This window comes from Clostridium chromiireducens, assembly GCF_003575225.1.
In the GTDB taxonomy this organism is placed as follows: Bacteria; Bacillota; Clostridia; order Clostridiales; family Clostridiaceae; genus Clostridium; species Clostridium chromiireducens.
Genome location: NZ_QXDJ01000005.1, coordinates 20,043 through 38,398, shown reverse-complemented (window position 1 = coordinate 38,398; position 18,356 = coordinate 20,043). Strand labels below are relative to the sequence as shown.

14 protein-coding genes are annotated in these 18,356 nt (G+C 31.8%); 4 read left to right on the top strand and 10 right to left on the bottom strand.

The window, feature by feature from the left end:
* The first annotated feature begins 50 nt into the window (after window positions 1-50).
* The 4 genes from D2A34_RS18925 (at window position 51) to D2A34_RS18910 (ending at window position 4,449) form a co-directional block, all read left to right on the top strand.
* Window positions 51-1,142 carry a glycerol dehydrogenase gene (locus D2A34_RS18925; RefSeq protein WP_119367608.1) on the top strand — a complete coding sequence of 364 codons (1,092 nt, stop codon included), beginning with the start codon at window positions 51-53 and terminating at the stop codon, window positions 1,140-1,142.
* A 444-nt stretch (window positions 1,143-1,586) separates the two neighbouring features.
* Window positions 1,587-2,783 carry an IS110 family RNA-guided transposase gene (locus D2A34_RS18920; RefSeq protein ID WP_119365626.1) on the top strand — a complete coding sequence of 399 codons (1,197 nt, stop codon included), beginning with the start codon at window positions 1,587-1,589 and terminating at the stop codon, window positions 2,781-2,783.
* 781 nt (window positions 2,784-3,564) lie between these two features.
* Window positions 3,565-4,002, top strand: coding sequence for a LytTR family DNA-binding domain-containing protein (locus D2A34_RS18915; RefSeq protein ID WP_119367607.1), 438 nt, complete (start codon window positions 3,565-3,567; stop codon window positions 4,000-4,002).
* 12 nt (window positions 4,003-4,014) lie between these two features.
* Window positions 4,015-4,449 (top strand): DUF3021 domain-containing protein, encoded by a 435-nt coding sequence (locus D2A34_RS18910; RefSeq protein WP_119367606.1) that lies wholly within the window; start codon window positions 4,015-4,017, stop codon window positions 4,447-4,449.
* A gap of 127 nt (window positions 4,450-4,576) precedes the next feature.
* Here the strand turns inward: D2A34_RS18910 and rarD are convergent, their stop codons facing one another.
* The 10 genes from rarD to D2A34_RS18860 form a co-directional block, all read right to left on the bottom strand.
* Window positions 4,577-5,479: an EamA family transporter RarD gene (gene rarD / locus D2A34_RS18905; RefSeq protein ID WP_119367605.1), complete on the bottom strand. Its 903-nt coding sequence runs from the start codon at window positions 5,477-5,479 to the stop codon at window positions 4,577-4,579.
* Between the two features lie 355 nt (window positions 5,480-5,834).
* Window positions 5,835-7,553, bottom strand: coding sequence for a methyl-accepting chemotaxis protein (locus D2A34_RS18900; RefSeq protein WP_119367604.1), 1,719 nt, complete (start codon window positions 7,551-7,553; stop codon window positions 5,835-5,837).
* 203 nt (window positions 7,554-7,756) lie between these two features.
* Complete coding sequence (locus tag D2A34_RS18895) at window positions 7,757-8,371, bottom strand: uridine kinase family protein (protein WP_119367603.1); 615 nt, start codon at window positions 8,369-8,371, stop codon at window positions 7,757-7,759.
* A gap of 66 nt (window positions 8,372-8,437) precedes the next feature.
* Window positions 8,438-9,109 (bottom strand): YjgB family protein, encoded by a 672-nt coding sequence (locus D2A34_RS18890; RefSeq protein ID WP_119367602.1) that lies wholly within the window; start codon window positions 9,107-9,109, stop codon window positions 8,438-8,440.
* Window positions 9,110-9,369: 260 nt separating this feature from the next.
* Window positions 9,370-10,764, bottom strand: coding sequence for an amino acid permease (locus tag D2A34_RS18885; protein ID WP_119367601.1), 1,395 nt, complete (start codon window positions 10,762-10,764; stop codon window positions 9,370-9,372).
* A gap of 402 nt (window positions 10,765-11,166) precedes the next feature.
* Window positions 11,167-13,158 carry a glycoside hydrolase family 127 protein gene (locus D2A34_RS18880; protein WP_119367600.1) on the bottom strand — a complete coding sequence of 664 codons (1,992 nt, stop codon included), beginning with the start codon at window positions 13,156-13,158 and terminating at the stop codon, window positions 11,167-11,169.
* Between the two features lie 22 nt (window positions 13,159-13,180).
* Complete coding sequence (locus tag D2A34_RS18875; RefSeq protein WP_119367599.1) at window positions 13,181-15,211, bottom strand: glycoside hydrolase family 31 protein; 2,031 nt, start codon at window positions 15,209-15,211, stop codon at window positions 13,181-13,183.
* Between the two features lie 33 nt (window positions 15,212-15,244).
* Complete coding sequence (locus D2A34_RS18870; protein ID WP_119367817.1) at window positions 15,245-16,090, bottom strand: carbohydrate ABC transporter permease; 846 nt, start codon at window positions 16,088-16,090, stop codon at window positions 15,245-15,247.
* Entirely contained in the window at window positions 16,090-16,998 is a 909-nt protein-coding gene (locus tag D2A34_RS18865) for a carbohydrate ABC transporter permease (RefSeq protein ID WP_119367598.1), read from the bottom strand. The genes D2A34_RS18870 and D2A34_RS18865 overlap by 1 nt, the downstream gene beginning before the upstream one ends.
* A 72-nt stretch (window positions 16,999-17,070) precedes the next feature.
* Complete coding sequence (locus D2A34_RS18860; RefSeq protein ID WP_119367597.1) at window positions 17,071-18,327, bottom strand: sugar ABC transporter substrate-binding protein; 1,257 nt, start codon at window positions 18,325-18,327, stop codon at window positions 17,071-17,073.
* Window positions 18,328-18,356: the final 29 nt, after the last annotated feature.

Here is an 18,356-nt window from a genome sequence, read left to right as displayed (position 1 = left end):
TAATAATAGTAAAATAAATGCTATTAAAAGATATATAAGGGGGAGTTTTTATGGCAAAAATTATGATTGCACCAAGTAAATATATACAAGGTAATGGAGAATTAGCAAATATTGCACAATACGTATCTATACTTGGTGAAAAAGCATTATGCTTAATTAGTGAAAGTGGGTTAAAAAGAGTAAAAGATACTATTGATAAAAGTTTTGAAGAAAAAAGTATTGCTGTAGAATATGATTCATTTAATGGCGAATGCAGCATTACTGAAGTAAATCGTATCATCAAAATTTGTGATGAAAATCAAGTAACCGTTCTCATTGGTATTGGTGGCGGAAAAATCATTGATACTATTAAAGCAGTTGGATATTATAAAAATCTTCCTGTTGTAATTGTACCTACCATAGCTGCCACAGATGCTCCATGCAGTGCTTTATCAGTTTTATATACTGATGATGGTGTCTTTGATAAATACTTATTCTTAAAACAAAATCCTAATGTGGTTTTAGTTGATACTGGTATTATTGCTAAAGCCCCAGTTCGTCTTTTAGTATCTGGTATGGGTGATGCTTTAGCAACATATTTTGAGGCAAGAGCTTGTGAAAAATCAAACGCTGGAACATGTGCTTTTGGTACCACTACTATTACAGCTCAAGCATTAGCTAGATTATGCTACGATACATTAATTACTGAAGGATATAAAGCAAAACTCGCTGTAGAAGAAGGCGTTTGCACAAAATCAGTAGAAAAAATAGTTGAAGCTAATACTCTTCTTAGTGGTCTTGGTTTTGAAAGCGGTGGTATTGCAGCTGCTCATGCTATTCATAATGGATTAACTGTATTGCCACAATGCCATCATATGTATCATGGTGAAAAAGTTGCATTTGGTACATTAGCTCAATTAGTACTTGAAAATGCTCCAATGGAAGAAATCGAGGAAGTATTAGATTTCTGTAATAGTGTAGGCCTTCCTGTCACTTTAAAACAATTAGGTATTAACGAAATTAAGCCAGAAGAAATCATGGAAGTAGCAAAGGTAGCTACTGCAAAAGAAGATACTGCGCATAATATGCCTTTTGAAGTTACTCCAGAAGATGTTTATGCCGCTATTCTAACAGCAAACAAATTAGGACAAGAATACGTGTAAATATAACTTAGACTTATGCATATACCCAACCGAAAGAGAAGCTACTCGTTTACTCGGTTGCTAGAGAAAATGGTTGTGGATTTCTAACAGTAAAAGTTGCACCAGTCCTGCTTGCTCCTTAGGCAAGCTAATGACAAGCAGGACTGGAACAACTTTTACTGAAGAAATACCTACAACCATTTTGGTACTGTATATAGTGTAAATACTACCCAAGAAATAAGGTTAGTATTTGCACTTATTTTATTTATAATTAAGGGAGTAATTGGTCTGACGACAGCTATTTTGGATTAATAACATCCGTTTGAGAAACTGTCAGCCATCCTTTATTATAAAAATTCGATTAAGCAGGTTGAAACCTTAGAGGCTTTCGTGTAACTAACCAAAATGAATTCTAATAAGTGTAGATGGGTACAATTACGAAAAAAATATATCTGGAGGTCACTTATGATAAGTGTAGGAATTGATGTATCAAAAGAAAAAAGTACAGTATGTATATTGAAACCATGCGGCGAGATTGTTAAATCTCCATATGAGGTTACTCATACAGAAAATCATCTATTGGAATTAACATCATTGATAAAATGTTTTAATGAAGAAGTAAGAGTCGTAATGGAAGCGACAGGAACTTATCATTTGCCAGTACTTAGTTTTCTTAAAGAGCATGGTATTTTTGTAACTATTATTAATCCACTAGTAATGAAAAAATATGCAAGTATAGTTCTTAGAAAAGGAAAAACAGATAAGTTAGATGCTATAAAGATTGCTAGCTATGGAATAGATAACTGGTTTCATTTAGTTAACTATGAATCAAGTGAAGATGTTTATAATGAACTACGTCTTCTTGGAAGACAATACAGTCACTACATAAAACTCAGGGTAGAAAGTAAATTATCATTAACTTCAATGCTTGACCATACAATGCCAGGAATTAAAAAAATGCTACAAAATCGATCTGATAAACCCGAAAAAGATAAATTAAATGATTTCGTTGAAGAATACTGGCACTATGATAACATTGCAGTAAAAAGTAAGGAACAGTTTATTAATAGTTATAAAAATTGGGCAAAAAAGAAGGGATACCAACAAAGCGAAGCGAAAGCCATAAAGATATATGACTTGGCTCAACAAGGAATCCCTACTCTATCTTCCAATGCCCCATCGACCAAAATGTTAGTATTGGAAGCTGTTAGAGTTCTTCGTGAAGTAGATAAAACTCTTGCATTGATTTTATCACAAATGCAAGAATTAGCAAAGTCTCTAAAGGAGTATGCTGTTGTTCGTGAAATGGGTGGAGTAGGTGACATTATTGCACCAAGACTAATAGCAGAAATAGGCGATATCAGAAGATTTCATAGCGGAAAAGCTTTAATAGCATATGCAGGCATTGATGCGCCACCATATCAATCAGGGCAATTTAACGGAACGCGAAGGAGAATATCTAAGAGAGGTTCTGCTACATTAAGAAAAACTGGATTTGAAATAATGAAATATTTAAAAATTAATAAACCTGAGAGTAATTCAGTATATTTATTTATACTAAAAAAAGAGGCGGAAGGAAAAGCTTCAAAAGTAGCAAAAATTGCTGGATTAAATAAATTTTTAAGAATATATTATGCTAGAATAAAAGAAGTATATAAATAGAATCTAATTTAATAATCGGAAGCTTGGACCAGAAAAATAGCTGGTCTAATTAGTATGCAATAAAATATAAAAAATAATTAAAAAACCTGCTATAAAAAGTATTGACTTTCATTAGCAGGTTTCTCAATGCAACACTGCGTAAAAGAGTACCTTCTCTTTCTGGTATGGTATATATTTCAAGGCATAAATTAAACTTATAATTAGTTTATCTATTTATATATCCAATTCAAGAGTTTTACATATACATTATTAAAAACATGATGAACTCGGAAAATTATTAAATGCATAAGTCTAATTTTTAAATTGTTTATCTGCATAGGGTTCCTCATCGATAATTAAACTTATGCTGTGATATATTCCCTAACTAGAAATCAATGATATTCTTTTGTGTAGTGTTTCATCTGGAATTTTGATGGCTGTGGTTCTTAGATTGGAAGTTGTTCAAAAGTGCTAGTTCAATGCTTAAGTGAGAATCCAAATCTTGCATTTGGTCCTTCGAACTTACTCAGCGAACAAATGTGAGTCGAGTTTCCTCTTTTGAGGCTAGCACTTTTGGTGCAACTTCCAATCTTAGAACTACCCATCAAAATTCCTTAGAAACCGAAACAAACGAATATCATTGATTTCGGTGGAAATACACATAAGTTCGATTATCATTGCAGAACCCTTGTATCAAAAAATGCATCTTACCGAGCTAGATTTACAGCTTACATCAGAGCTGTTGAATAGTCTAAATTGCTGACATATACTATAGATATAGGAAGTAAGGAGGGCCGTAGAGATGAAAATTAGTATAGAAAATATCCCTGCTGGATCTGAACCAGAAATAATAATAAAATGTAACGAGCCTGACGAATCGTTGCTGCAACTGATTTATTCAATTAAATCATCTTCAAAAAAACTTATTGGATTTACAGACTTACAGATGCATATTATTAATCCTAAAGATGTATTCTATTTTGAATCTGTGGATAATAAAGTCTTTATCTATTGTAAACAAAAGATTTTCCAATCTAGACTTAAGCTCTACGAAATTGAGTTAGAATATGAGAATAGTGATTTTTTTAGAGCATCAAAATCAACAATTATTAATATTTCTAAAATAGAATCTGTTATCCCAGTTTTCTATGGTAAATTTGAAGCATTGCTACAAAATGGAGAAAAAATATTCATCTCTAGACAATATGTCCCTGTTTTTAAAAAGAAGTTAGGATTATGAGGAGGTTATACAATGAAATTTATTAGTTATTTCAAAAATTCTTTAAAAGATTTCTTTATATCTAGCGGATTCTTAATGGTCATCATCACAATGCTTTCAGGAATTTATTCCGAAGAAACAATTAGAACTTCACTACTTTTTCAGATTATGTTATTTTCCTTAGCATATGTATTTTTAAAATTAGCCTTTATGAATAAAAATGGGATGAGTAAAAAAGTTCAATTAATCATTTTTAATGTTTGCTTAACCCTCTCAGAACTAATGATATTATTATGGTTGTTGTTTTTTAGTCCAGGTAAAGCTATGAATATTGAATTAATTCTAATATATATCTTTGCACTAATTATAGTAAAAGTTTCAGTTTATACAATGATGAGTATAAATGGAGAAAAAGAAGCCAAACTTATAAACGAAAAACTAATAAAATACAAAAATCAGAAATATTAATTTTTATAAATACAAATGTGGTATCCAATATAACTTCTAATCATTTTGAATACCACATTTTAGTTTTTAATATTATATAACTCTTCTCCATTTAATCACTTTATCTAGTCATAAGTTTGATTAGCAATCAGCTAATCTGCTCTATATTTTTCGGACTTTTAACTAAACTTATTTGTGAAAAAGAATATACTATTAGTGCTGCCCATATAAAACAAAATGCTATCATATCTACTGTAGTAAAACCTTCATTATATACAAAAACTCCTATAATCAAGCTTATAGTTGGTGAAATATACTGTGTGAAACCAATTAATGATAATGGCAGCCTTCTAGCACTACTTGCAAAAAGCAGAAGCGGAATAGCTGTAACTACACCAGCGCCTATAAGTAAAAGAATTACGAGTGTCCCTTCTGTCTTAAAAGCTCCAAGTCCACTAACATGCCTTGATACTATGTAAGCTGTTGCAACTGGTGTAAGCATAGCTGTTTCAAGCGTTAATCCAACTATAGAATTAGCTTTAACTGATTTCTTGATCGCACCGTATAGTCCAAAGGAAATAGCTAATCCTAAAGAAATCCACGGAACTTTACCATATTGCACGGTTTTTACTATTACACCGATAGATGCTATAGTAAGTGCTGCCCCTGTCCAATAACTGAGCTTTTCCTTAAAGATTATAACGCCCAAGGCTACTGCGAGTAATGGATTTATATAATATCCAAGGCTTGCATCTACAATTCTATCTGAATTAACAGCCCAAATATATAGTCCCCAGTTAATCGCAATTAGAATTGATGCAATAAAAATATAAAACATCTGTTTCTTGTCCTTAGCTATAAGCTTTAATTCACTCCATTGTTTAGTTACCATAATAATTAAAATTGTGAATACAAAGGCCCATACAATTCTATTAGATAATATCTCTATTGAAGATACACTACTTATAAATTTCCAGTATACAGGCAAAATACCCCATAATATATATGCAGTTACTGCATATATTACACCTGTAGTTTTATCGTTACGCATTTATTTTTCCTCTTTTCTTTTTTCTAATGATAAACTCTAAGTATATTCTAACATAAAAATAAGAACTTATATTGCATAAACTCTACAGATACTGCTTTTTTATATTTACAAATAAAAAACAGATAGTAAATATTTCTTTCTACTATCTGTTTTTTATAAATGTTTAAATATATAATCTGTAAATTATCCTTGGGAGTTTACGTTGTTAATGTGTAATCTTATATTAACATATATATCTAATTAATACAAGACTATTTTTATCTGATTTATCTGCTTTTTGTTAAATTAAAGGATTTTAATAAAAAAATTTCAACCAATACAAAAATGCAGTGGTTGAAATTCACTTTCTTTTTAATTATATTTTAAATTTTTCAACTATTTCACTAAGATTTTTAACAATTTCTGATTGTTTATGTGCAGTAATTGCTACTGCTTCTATAGCCATTGTTGTTCCACTCATTCTCTCTTTTATATTTTCTGCTTGTTCTCCTGACTTTTGTGAATCCTCAGCCACATTTTGAATTGCTTCACTTACTTGCCCAACTGTAGCTGTAATTTCTTCAGACATTGAGGCAATTTCTTCAGACATTTTGCTTACAATATCTGAATCATTATAATACTGGATACCTGTTTCACCATAAGCATTTAATTGTTCATCTACCTTTGTATTTATAAATTCCAGTATATCGCTGCCTGTATCAATACTGGTTTTAAATGCCTCTTGAACTTTAACTATTGTTTCTTGGATATTAATTACTGCCTGAGCTGATTGCTCTGCAAGTGTTCTAACTTCTTCTGCTACTACTGCAAAACCTTTTCCCTGTTCCCCAGCCCTAGCTGCTTCTATTGCAGCATTTAAAGCAAGTAAATTGGTCTGTTCTGCTATCTCCCCAATGGTATCTGCCATAACTTTTATACTGTCTACCACTTTTTCATCTTCAATAGACTTTAGCATCATAGTTTGTCTTTCAGCATATATATTCCTAGTTTCGCTTATAGCTTTTTGGCTGCTATTTTTAACTTCTGCAGATCTTTCTTTTGACTGATTTGCATTATTACTTCCTTCCATAGCTTTAGAAGAAAGTATATTAATACTTGAATCCACTTCCTGAATAGATGCACTTATTTCTTCTGTAGCAGCACTTGCGTTTTGCACACCAGAAGCAATAGCATTTACCGCGTCATCTACTTCAATGGCTTTAAAGTATAGATCTTGAAATACATTTGAAATTTCTCGTGCTGATGCATTTAGATTATGTGAATTTTCAATAATTGCTTTTACTAGACCTCTTACATTTTCTTGTGCTGTATTTAAAGCCTCTCCTGCCTGTCCAAATTCGTCTTTTTGCTTCACTTCAATAGATGTTGAAAAATCATAATTAGATAATCTTTGTGCTAACTTTTTTATTCTATTTAGTGGAATATCTATGCTTTTAACTAATAAATACGCCATAAAAATAGCAATAAAAAATGCTGCTATTGTAAAAATAGTAATATTGTATTTAACGCTTTTGAATTGAGCCTTATTAGTCAAATTAGTTTGCTCTGCCATTTTCTGATTTAAATCAATACATTTTTGAATTTTATTTAGGATAGTTTCTGTTAATGTAACTACATCTGAATTATAAAGTTTCACTGCTTCATCATAGTTGTTAGCTTTTACAAGATCTATTACTTTAGCTCTTACTTCTTTATATTTTACTAAATCTTTTACAAAATCAGAATATAGTTTCTCTTCTTCTTCTGATATAACAGGTAATCTATCATATTCATCTAAGAATTTTTGATGTTCCTTATCTATATCATCAATGGTTTTAATATACTTGTCTAATTTATTTGTATCTCGTTCAAAGACAATATGAACTAAATTAGCTCTAGTTTCATTTATACTACCTTGGATTTCCTCTAAATCCTTAATAGATAATAAATTATTACTATACATTCTCTCCGCGTTATTATTTATTTTTTCTGAACTTAATATCCCCTCTACTCCTATAAAAATAATTAAAATAAAAATTAGTAAGAATACTGTAGCGATCTTTTTTCTAATACTTAAATTTGTAAATAATTTCATTTTTGCTCCCCCTATTTCTGAAATTAATTATTATGATTTTGTATGGTTCTTAATAAACAAACGTATCCCACATAAAGGATATCATATTTTTTTAGGGAAATATAGAAAAATGTCGAAAGTGAGTTGAAAATATAAAAAGGAATAATTAAAGCCTTATATTGCTTCAATTATTCCTTTTCTTTTTATATTACCTTTTAATTTATCTATTTATTTAATATTGTAGTATCAAACATTAAATCACATTGACTCTTAATATCCAATTCTGAAAAGTAATGCTCCTCCATAGGGATCCATTTATTTAGGAAATCTTGTAGCTTTTTTTCCCCATTACGTATTAGGATTCTTTCGTACTGCACCTTTGGATCAACCGTTACAAAAATTTTATAATCATAATAATTTCTTAAGGTAGGATGAAGGCTATAACTCCCTTCAACTATATTTAACCTCTTAGGTTCTACTTCAATAGGCTGGCTAAAATCCCATTTACTGCATAGATACTGCCTATATTGAACTAGCTTATGCTTTTGTAGCGGCCTTAATATTTCCTCCTCGACCCTTTCATAGTGAACATTGCCACCAGCCTCTGCTAATCGTTTTGAATTTCTCATCTCAAAAGGCAGGAAAAAATCATCCATATGAAATATGTTACAATCAAACTTTTCAGTAAGGAGTGTTCCTAAAGTACTCTTACCACTGCCACATCTTCCATCTATAGCTATAATTAAAGATCTAGTGTCTTCTACTTTTAATAAATTATTTATTACATCAAATATGTATTGATATTCATTATAAATTGGTATTTTGTGTTTTTCGCTCATTCTTCTCCCCATTTTCTTATATATTCAATGTTTATTTCTTATTGTAATTCATCATTTCTTTACTTATTACCATTCTCTTCCTGGATCACTCGCCATTGAATTAACAGTTCCTTTTGGATATAAGACAGAATAGTGGTCTAATTTAGGATCATCATTACTATTTGTTGGAGCTTTAAATACGAATAATATTTTAAAGTCTGCTCCAGCTGTATACCCTATGATCTTTTCACCATTAGCTGTAACATTATGAGCAGGAGTTCCAAAATATTTTTCAACCATTGAAAGTGAGATATTATTTAAACGACTGTCAAAAGATCTTATTTCAAAAATTCTGCCTCCCTTATTAGAGCCAAAAACCACATTATCTTTTGAATAAGTGGAATAGTTTCCTTTTGCATCACTTACCCATTCTGACTTATCCGCCTTCCCTAATTTACCCTCCACATCTGATATATTGGAAGACTTATCTGCAAAGTTTGAATTAATAATTTTTCCTTCTTCTGCTAAAGTCTTAATGTCCTTTAATAAAGCATTTTCATTACCTTTCGCTTCATTATTATCTGCTGTTTTATTATCTTCGGATTTAGATTCATCTGGTGTACTTGAGGTTTCATTATTAGCTTGGGTATTACTCGATGTATCATTTGCAGGTTTATTTGAATTTGAACACCCCGCCATAATAGTTAAGCATAAAGCTGCTGCAATAAATAACCTTAGCTTTTTATCAAAATATTTCATTTTTTCCACCTCCAAATTTATTTAGGATTATTATAGCATAAGTAAGGAACATTATATTAATTTATATATTTCTTCCTAAAATCTATTTATACACAAATAATATTTATTTAATTCCTTACAAAAACACTATTATTAACCTTAATAAAAGTATGTGATTATTTAGGATTAAAATTCCCAACATATATATATATTTCTTAAAAAATATAAAAAGGAATACTTAAAGCCTTATATAGCTTCAAATATTCCTTTTAGAAAAAAGTCTATGATAAATTTCTTTGAGCTTCTTCTCCACTTTTCTTCTTTGACTTAAGCATCTTGTAAATCACACCTAAGGCTATAAACCATACTGGTGTTACAAATAAGGATACACGAGTTTCCTCATTAAGTGCTAATACAACAATAATAAATGCCATGAATGCTAGAATTATATAGTTTATTATTGGATAAAGCGGCATTTTGAATTTGCTCTTAGAAGCAAGTTCAGGATTAGTTTTTCTATATTTCATATGGCAGATAACTATAATTGCCCAAATATAGATAAAGCAGAATGTTGAAATACTTGTAATTAGCACAAATACCCCTTCTGGCATAACAAAGTTCAAAATGACTGAAATTAAAATAACAATTGCAGAGAACATTGTAGCATTCGAAGGTACTTGACTTAAAGTTAATTTCTTCATTGATTCAGGTGCATTATCTTCTTTAGCAAGAGAATAAACCATACGGCTTGTGCTAAATATTGCGCTATTACAAGCTGATGCTGCTGAAGTTAATACAACAAAATTTACAATACTTGCTGCTGCTGCGATTCCCACTGCTGCAAATACCTGAACAAATGGGCTTTTATCAGGATTAATTGAATTCCATGGATATATACTCATAATAACAATAAGTGCTCCTATATAGAAAATAATAATTCTAATTGGAATATTATTAATAGCCTTTGGAATAACGCGCTCTGGATCTTCAGTTTCACCCGCTGTAAGCCCTACTAATTCAATTCCAGCAAAAGCAAATACAACCATTTGGAAAGATAGCATAAAGCCTTTAACTCCATTTGGGAATAAACCGCCATGACTCCAAAGGTTTGCAAAACTTGATGCACCAGCATCTGTAGAGAATCCTTTAATAATCATAAATGTACCAATTATAATTAATGCTAAAATTGCAACAACCTTAATTAAGGCAAACCAGAATTCCATCTCACCAAAAAGTTTTACTGCCGTAAGGTTCATAGCAAGTAAAATTACAAGAACAATAAGACTTGGGACCCATTGTGGTATGCTCGGGAACCAGTATTGTATGTAAAGTCCTGTAGCTGTTAAGTCAGCCATTCCAACTGAAATCCAGCAAAACCAATAAGTCCATCCTGTAATAAATGCTGCACCATTTCCTAAATAGTCATGAACGAAGTCTACAAATGAATGGTAGTTTAAATTAGAAAGCAATAATTCCCCTAGAGCACGCATAATAAAAAAACAAATTATTCCCGTTATAATATACGCAAATAAAATTGATGGACCAGCCAAGTGAATTGATCTTCCTGAACCTAGAAATAATCCAGTTCCAATTGCGCCCCCAATTGCAAGTAATTGAACATGCCGATTTTTGAGTCCCCTCGATAAACTTTGTTTTTCTGATGTTAATTGATCCATTTTATCCCTCCATCTTAGTCAAAAAGCATGTACATTAGAATGCCTTTTCTTACAAGTATTTTATAATTAGCTGAATCACTTTAGCCATTATTTTTTTTACTATATTTATATAAAATTTTAATTTTCACTGTTAAATATTAATACATAATTAGTAAAGTTGCAACGTTTTCTTCATTTTTATATTAATTTTATATAAATATAAAAGTTATTTTGTCGTATTTATTTCATATTAATAACTCTATTCTAGCTTCACTAGTATCAGGAGAGATACAATGGATCTTGGTGATACAATTAAAATAAGAGCTTATTTTACATAAACTCTTATTATTACAAAATATATATTTATGTGCTACAACCCCAACATAGACATCATTAAAGCCTATGGTTTCTTTTAGGATTATACTATTTTTCCCTTACCCAGACTATCATTTCACCAGTACCGCGATTTGCCCAGGAGTAATAAGGTACAAACTTAATATTAATAGAATCATATTCTTCCTTTATTTCTGAACTATAAAGTTGATCTTTCCATTTACTATTATTTGAAATACGTTTTGCCTCTGCTTTTAATACCATTACGCCGCCAAGCAAATCTGCTTCAAAACATTCTTCCAATTCAGCCTCTTTAGGCAGATATATTTCATGAAGATTTGAACCATTATCTGCTTCCTCTAAGCAATAGACTAAAGGTCCCCTTTGTATTGCAACTTTACCTATATCGGCACTAACTATTGGATTTGCTTTCATTCTTAAAATAGGCATTTTTAAAATAAGCTCAACTTTATCTCCATCTCTCCACTCTCTATTAACCATTGCATATCCATTAAGCTTTATTTCTTCAATATTTATAACTTCATTATTCACTTTGACTTCAGCCTTCCCGCACCAACCTGGTATTCTTAGGGCTAAAGTAAACTTTGTTTTCTCTTTTGCGCCAACTTTTATTAATACATTTTCTTCCCAAGGATACTCCGTTTCCTGAATAAGTCTAATTTCATTATTTCCTACATTTATTTCAGCTTTGCCACCAATATATAAATTAGCATATACAGTATCATCATTTACAGTATAAATATATCTGCCTAGTGATGTTAAAGTTCTTGTTATATTAGGAGGACAGCAAGCACAGGTAAACCATTTTTGTCTTACAGGTTTAACATGATGCTTTGTTGGATTTTTCTCACAAGCTTCTGGCCTTACTTCAAGTGGATTTACGTAAAAAAATCCTTTCCCATCCTGCGACATCCCTCCTATTATGGTATTATAAAGAGCGCTTTCCATTACGTCTGCATATTCACTTCTTGGCTCGATCCTTAACATTCTGTGAGCAAAAAATGCCAATCCGATAGAAGCACATGTCTCTGCATAAACAGTATCATTAGGAAGATCATAATCAAAAGTAAATGACTCTCCAATTGAAGTTGAACCTATACCTCCAGTTATATACATTCTCTTTGAAACTATATTATTCCATAAGTTCTTACATGTTTTAAATAATTCACTATCTCCAGTCTCTGCTGCTACATCTGCCATCCCCATACACATATATACTACTCTTACCGCATGACCTTCTGCTGTACTTTGTTTTCTGATTGGCAAATGGGTTTGATAATATTTTTTTCCCCATTCTCGATTAATTCCACCTTGCCAAAAGTCCTTTCTGCCTCTCTTTTCCCATTGCATATCAAAGAAATCTGGTTTTGCTCCACGCTCATCTAAGAAATATTTACTTAACTTAAGATACTTTTTATTTTCTGTAACCTTATAAAGTTTAAAAAGTGCCAATTCTACTTCTGGATGTCCATCATAACCATGAATTTTGCCTTCTTCTGGGCCAAATGTAGCATCAATGTAATCGGCAAACCTGCATGCTATATCTAAAACTTTTCTTTTATTTGTAGCATTATAATATGCTACTGCTGCTTCAAAAAAGTGACCAGCACAATATAATTCATGGCATTCAGCTAAATTTGTCCATCTATTTTCAGGCTCTTTTAATATAAAATATGTGTTTAAATACCCATCTGGCCTCTGTGCCAATTCTAAGATATCAATCACTTCATCTGCATTTTTTTCAAGTTCAGAGTCAGGGTGAGTTTGAAGACTAAAACCTACTGCTTCAAGCCACTTCGATACATCACTATCTTGAAAAACCATCCCATGAAATTCTCCTGTTTCCAGTCCTGCGGCTATTCGAAAATTCTTTATTGCATGACTCGGTTCTGCATCTTCAATTCTGTCATTTATAGCCTCCCATTGATATGGTATAACTACATCCACTGCAAGCTTAATATATTTAGACCAAAATTCATCGCTTATTTTTATATTGTTTAACGGAATTTCTTTGCTTATTTTTCTTAAATTCTTACTAAATTCAAGTGAATCTTTATCCATAATTCCTCCTAATTTTAATAATCTAGATATTAATAGGAATATCTGCTTCATCTTTAAGGAATAATGGTATGATTTCTAGCGGAGCATCATAATCAATCCATTGTCCTCCATTAAATATCTTTCCGGAATTTACATCCTTCCACTTCGCACCTTCAGGTAGATACACTTTTCTTGATGTATAACCTTTATAAAGTATCGGAGCAACAAGTACATCTGGTCCAAACATATACTCATCTGCAATGTCAAAGCAAAGCTTGTCTTGAGGAAAATCATAAAATAGTGGTCTTATAACCGGGGTTCCTTTTTCATGTGCTTCCTTCATAATTTCAGTAATATAAGGTTTCATTCTTTCACGAATAAACATATATTTTTTAAATATTTCATATGCTTCATCACCATAGCTCCAGACTTCATTTGCTGCACCACTGGCACATAACCCGCCACCACTTGTTCCAAGAGGCTTTGAATGTGGTTCACGGTCTCCATGTAATCTAAAGACAGGGCAGAATGCTCCATATTCAAACCATCGAATTATGCATTCTCTAAAATCAGGATCATCTGGATTTCCACCATGAAATCCTCCTATATCAGTTGTCCACCATGGTATACCTGCGAGCCCCATATTAAGTCCTGCTGCAAATTGATTTCTTAGAGATTCAAAGCTCGAGTCAATATCTCCAGACCATACAAGAGCACCATAGCGTTGACTTCCTGCCCAGGCACACCTGAGGAGATTAATTATATTTTCCTGTCCTTCTTTTTTCATTCCCTCAAAGAAAGTCTTTGCATACATAACCGGATAAATATTGCCTATTTGTTCATTTGGGCCTAGATAATACCTATAATTATCATAGTCATAAACTGAGTATTCTGGTTCAGCTTCATCTAACCAAAATATTTTTATTCCTTTATCATAGTAGTTTTTCTTAGCAGTTTTCCATACAAAATCACGCGCCTCTGGATTTGTTGGATCATAAAAAACTGTATTACCTAAGAAGTCCATTGTTGTTCTAATTCCTCTATCAACTCTTACTAAATAACCTTTTTCAAGCATCTTATTATAATTTTCACTCTCTTTATCAACTGTTGGCCAAATTGAAACCATTAGCTCAATTCCCATATCTTTAAGTTCTTTAATCATGGCATCCGGGTCAGGCCAGTAATCTAAATCAAATTTCCATTCTCCTTGTTTTGGCCAATGAAAGAAGTCAACTACTATAACTGAAATTGGAAGAGCTCTTCTCTTATACTCTCGAGCAATGTTTAATAACTCCTCTTGAGTTTGATATCTTAATTTACATTGCCAAAATCCCATAGCATATTCTGGCATCATAGGTACTGTTCCAGTAGCTTTTGCATAACCCTCTTCTATTTCTGCAGGAGTATCCCCTGCCGTTATAAAGTAGTCTAATTGTTTGCTAGAATAAGCAATCCATTCAGTTATGTTTTTTCCAAAAGTAACTTTTCCAATGCCAGGGTTATTCCATAACATTCCATACCCTATACTAGACAATACAAAAGGAACACTTGCCTGTGAATTTCTATGGGCAAGTTCAAGTACACAATTTTTTAAATCTAAATTTGATTGTTGATATTGGCCCATACCAAAAAGTTTCTCATTTGGGTTTGATTCAAATCTCATGGTTAAAGTATAATCTCCACCAAGTATAGGTTTAAATTCACGTGCCTCTATTTCTAAAGCACTGCAAAACCTATTAACATTTTTTCTATTTCTTACATACTCCTCTAAAAGAATATCTCCTTTCTGATTATAGAAAATAATCTTTCCTCCTGAATCAATATGTGCAGTAATCTTCCCATTTTCAATAGATGCTTCATTACCATCTACCTTAATCTTAACATCACAGTTTTCCTGCGGTAATAAAGCCCAATCATTATCTTTAAATTCCGATTGCTTTGTACTGCGTATTCGTAAACTATTTTTTCCCCATGGTTCAATAAGTAATTTTTCACAGTCGTAATTTCTAATGAGAATATTTCCTTCAATTTTGAAAAAGCTATCCTCCAAATTAAATTCATTCTTAGATTCCATAACTCCAACTCCAATCTTAATGAAATTATTTTTTTATCCTTTTACAGCACCGTTAGTTAATCCTCCAATTATATATTTTTGAAGGAATATGAATATTAAAACAACAGGTAGAACTAAAAGCACTCCATAAGCCATTATTGAATTCCATTGTATGCCATACTTACCCATGAAGTTATATATGCTAGCAGTCATTGTTCTCTTTTCTGGACTAGTTAAGAATGTAAGCGAATAAGCTAAGTCTCCCCAGGCATATAGAAAAGAAAATGCTCCTGTCATTATGAGTCCTGGATAAGATATTGGAAGCATTATTTTAGTAAATGCTGTTAATGTATTACATCCATCAATCTTAGCTGAATCCTCAAGTTCCTTTGGCAATGCAAGAAAGTAGGTTCTAAGAATAAGAACTACAAAAGGTACTGATATTGTTGCATCTGATAATATTGGGGCCCAAAGGGTATCTAATAGATGTAAATTCTTATATACCAAAAACATTGGAGTCAACAATAATGCTACTGGAAGCATCTGTGTTACTAAGAATATTAAAATGAATACCTTTTTCCCTCTCATTCTAAATCTTGCTAGACCATATGCCGCAGGGATAGCTAAAATACATGCTAAAACCATTGAAGTAAAAGCAACTTTGCAGCTATTAGCTAATGTTACTAATATACTGCTTTTTCCTGTGAATTGATCTGTATAGCTGCTTAAAGTGAAATCTTTAGGTATAAACGTAGGAGGTGAGGCAAAAATTTCAGCATTAGTCTTAAATGAACTAACTATAATCCAATATATCGGGAAAAGCATGATGCAGGCTACAACAATTGAAACGCAACATAATATTATGTTTTTTTGTTTATTTTTAAGAACAATCTTCTTCATCATCCAATCACCTCATCTTCCTTTATTAATTTAAGATATCCTAAACTTACACAGAATAAAATTGCAAATAATACATTGGCAACAGTAGCACCTTTGCTAAATGAAAATTGTGTAAATGATAGTTTATATGCAAAAGTTGACATAAGCTCAGTACTATTAACTGGTCCTCCATTTGTCATTACGAACACTAAATCAAAAACTTTAAATGTATAAATAAATCCAAGAACCAATACAGATAAAATTGCTGGCCTTAATGATGGTAAAGTTATTTTGAAAAACCTTTGAAATACATTAGCTCCATCAACTTTAGCTGCTTCATATAAATTATAAGAAATGTTACTTAATCCTGTTGTTAAGAGAAGCATATTAAAGGGAATTCCAACCCAGGAATTTGTTAATATAACTGATAACATAGAAGTCTTACTGTCTATAATCCACCCTATTGGCTGAGATATCAGATTTACTTTCATAAGTAATTCGTTTATTATACCTCCGCCTGTACTATACATAAATTTGAATAGTAGTGCCGTTACTGTCATGGGTACAAGATAACTCACTACCATGAGTCCTCTAAGAGGTTTTGAAAGCTTAAACTTTAAGTTAAAAAGCAATGCTAAGCCTAGTCCTATGATAAATTGAATTGATATACTTCCAATAGTAAAAATTAACGTATTCCAAATACTTATTGACATTACAGGATCTTTAAATACTTCAATGTAGTTTTCTATTCCAACAAACGGCTTAACAGCCTGACTAAAAGTCATTACATTTACATCATGAAAACTTAATATAAAATTATATATAATTGGATATCCAACAAATGCTAACATAAATATTAGTGCTGGGAGCACAAATATGTACCCTTTTCTTTCTTCTTTGATAAATTCTCTACTATACTTATTTTTCAATGTTATTTTCACCTGCCTTACTTTAGTTTCAAGGTGCCCTTACTTAGGTATCAAGGCACCCTGAGGTTCAATTTATTTCAATACAGCATCAATCTTAACTTGTGCATCTTTTGCTGCTTGTTCTGGTGTCTTTGCATTTGTGAAGCTTTCTTGCATTGCAGTAGACATTGCATCAGATATTTCAGGCCATTTTGGGTGTGGTCCTCTTGGCATAGCGTATTGAAGTTCATCTAAGAATACACTCATTATTGGATCTTTAGTTATTTTGTCATTACTTTCTGCAATATCCTTTCTTGAAGGAATATAGCCAAAATCTGCACAATATGCATTCATATTATCTTTTTGTTGGGTAAATTTAATGAAGTCCCAAGCTTCAGCTTCATGATGTCCTTTAATAATACCCCAATTTTCTCCACCTAAATCTGATGCAAATACTTTATCTTTAGGAATTTTTACAACTCCCCAATTTAAGTTAGGCGCATCTTTCTTAACTGTATCTATAATCCATGGACCATCTGTAATCATTGCAGCTTTATTGGTTACAAATTGTTTTTCTAAATCATTTTGTGTCCAGTTTATAACTTCTTTACTCATTGAGCCATCTTTTATAAGATCAGTAAGATATTGAAGAGAGCTTATACCTGCTTGCCCACCAATTTCATTAAATTTAGCTCCAGTTGAAAGAAGCCATGGAAGATATTGAAATGTTCCCTCTTCATTTTTAGGGGCTGCAATAGCTAATCCATAGGTATCTCCTTTAGTCAATTTTTTTGCTGCGTCCTTTAGCTCAGCAAAAGTAGTTGGTGGCTGAACTCCAGCTGCACTTAGCATATCCTTATTATAAAATAAAGCCAAATCATTACTTCCAAGCGGAATTCCATAGTATTTTCCATCTAACTTACAAGATGAGATTGGTCCTGGATAAAATTGATCTTTACCCTCATAAGAATTCATCTTATCTGTGATATCTGCAAATAATCCCATTGCTGAAAATGAAGCCATATCTGGATTATCAACTAAACCAACATCAGGTAGCTTGTCCGCAACAAGCCCTATTGTAAACTGCTTAGTAAGTTCAGCTCTTGGTACAAATTCTACTTGAACTTCTATTTTATCCTGAGACTTATTAAATTTATCAGCAAGGTTTTCCATGGCCTTTTGCTGTTGTTGTCCATCAAAATAATGCCATACTGTAATTGTTGTTTTTCCACCTGAATCAGCTTTAGTTTGAGAAGTACTTGTACTAGTACTACTTCCACATCCAACAAAAATGCTTGCTGTCAAAACCATTGCTGTTAAACAACTTAACAATGCTTTAATTTTTTTCATTTAACTTTCCTCCTAAATTCTAGTATGTA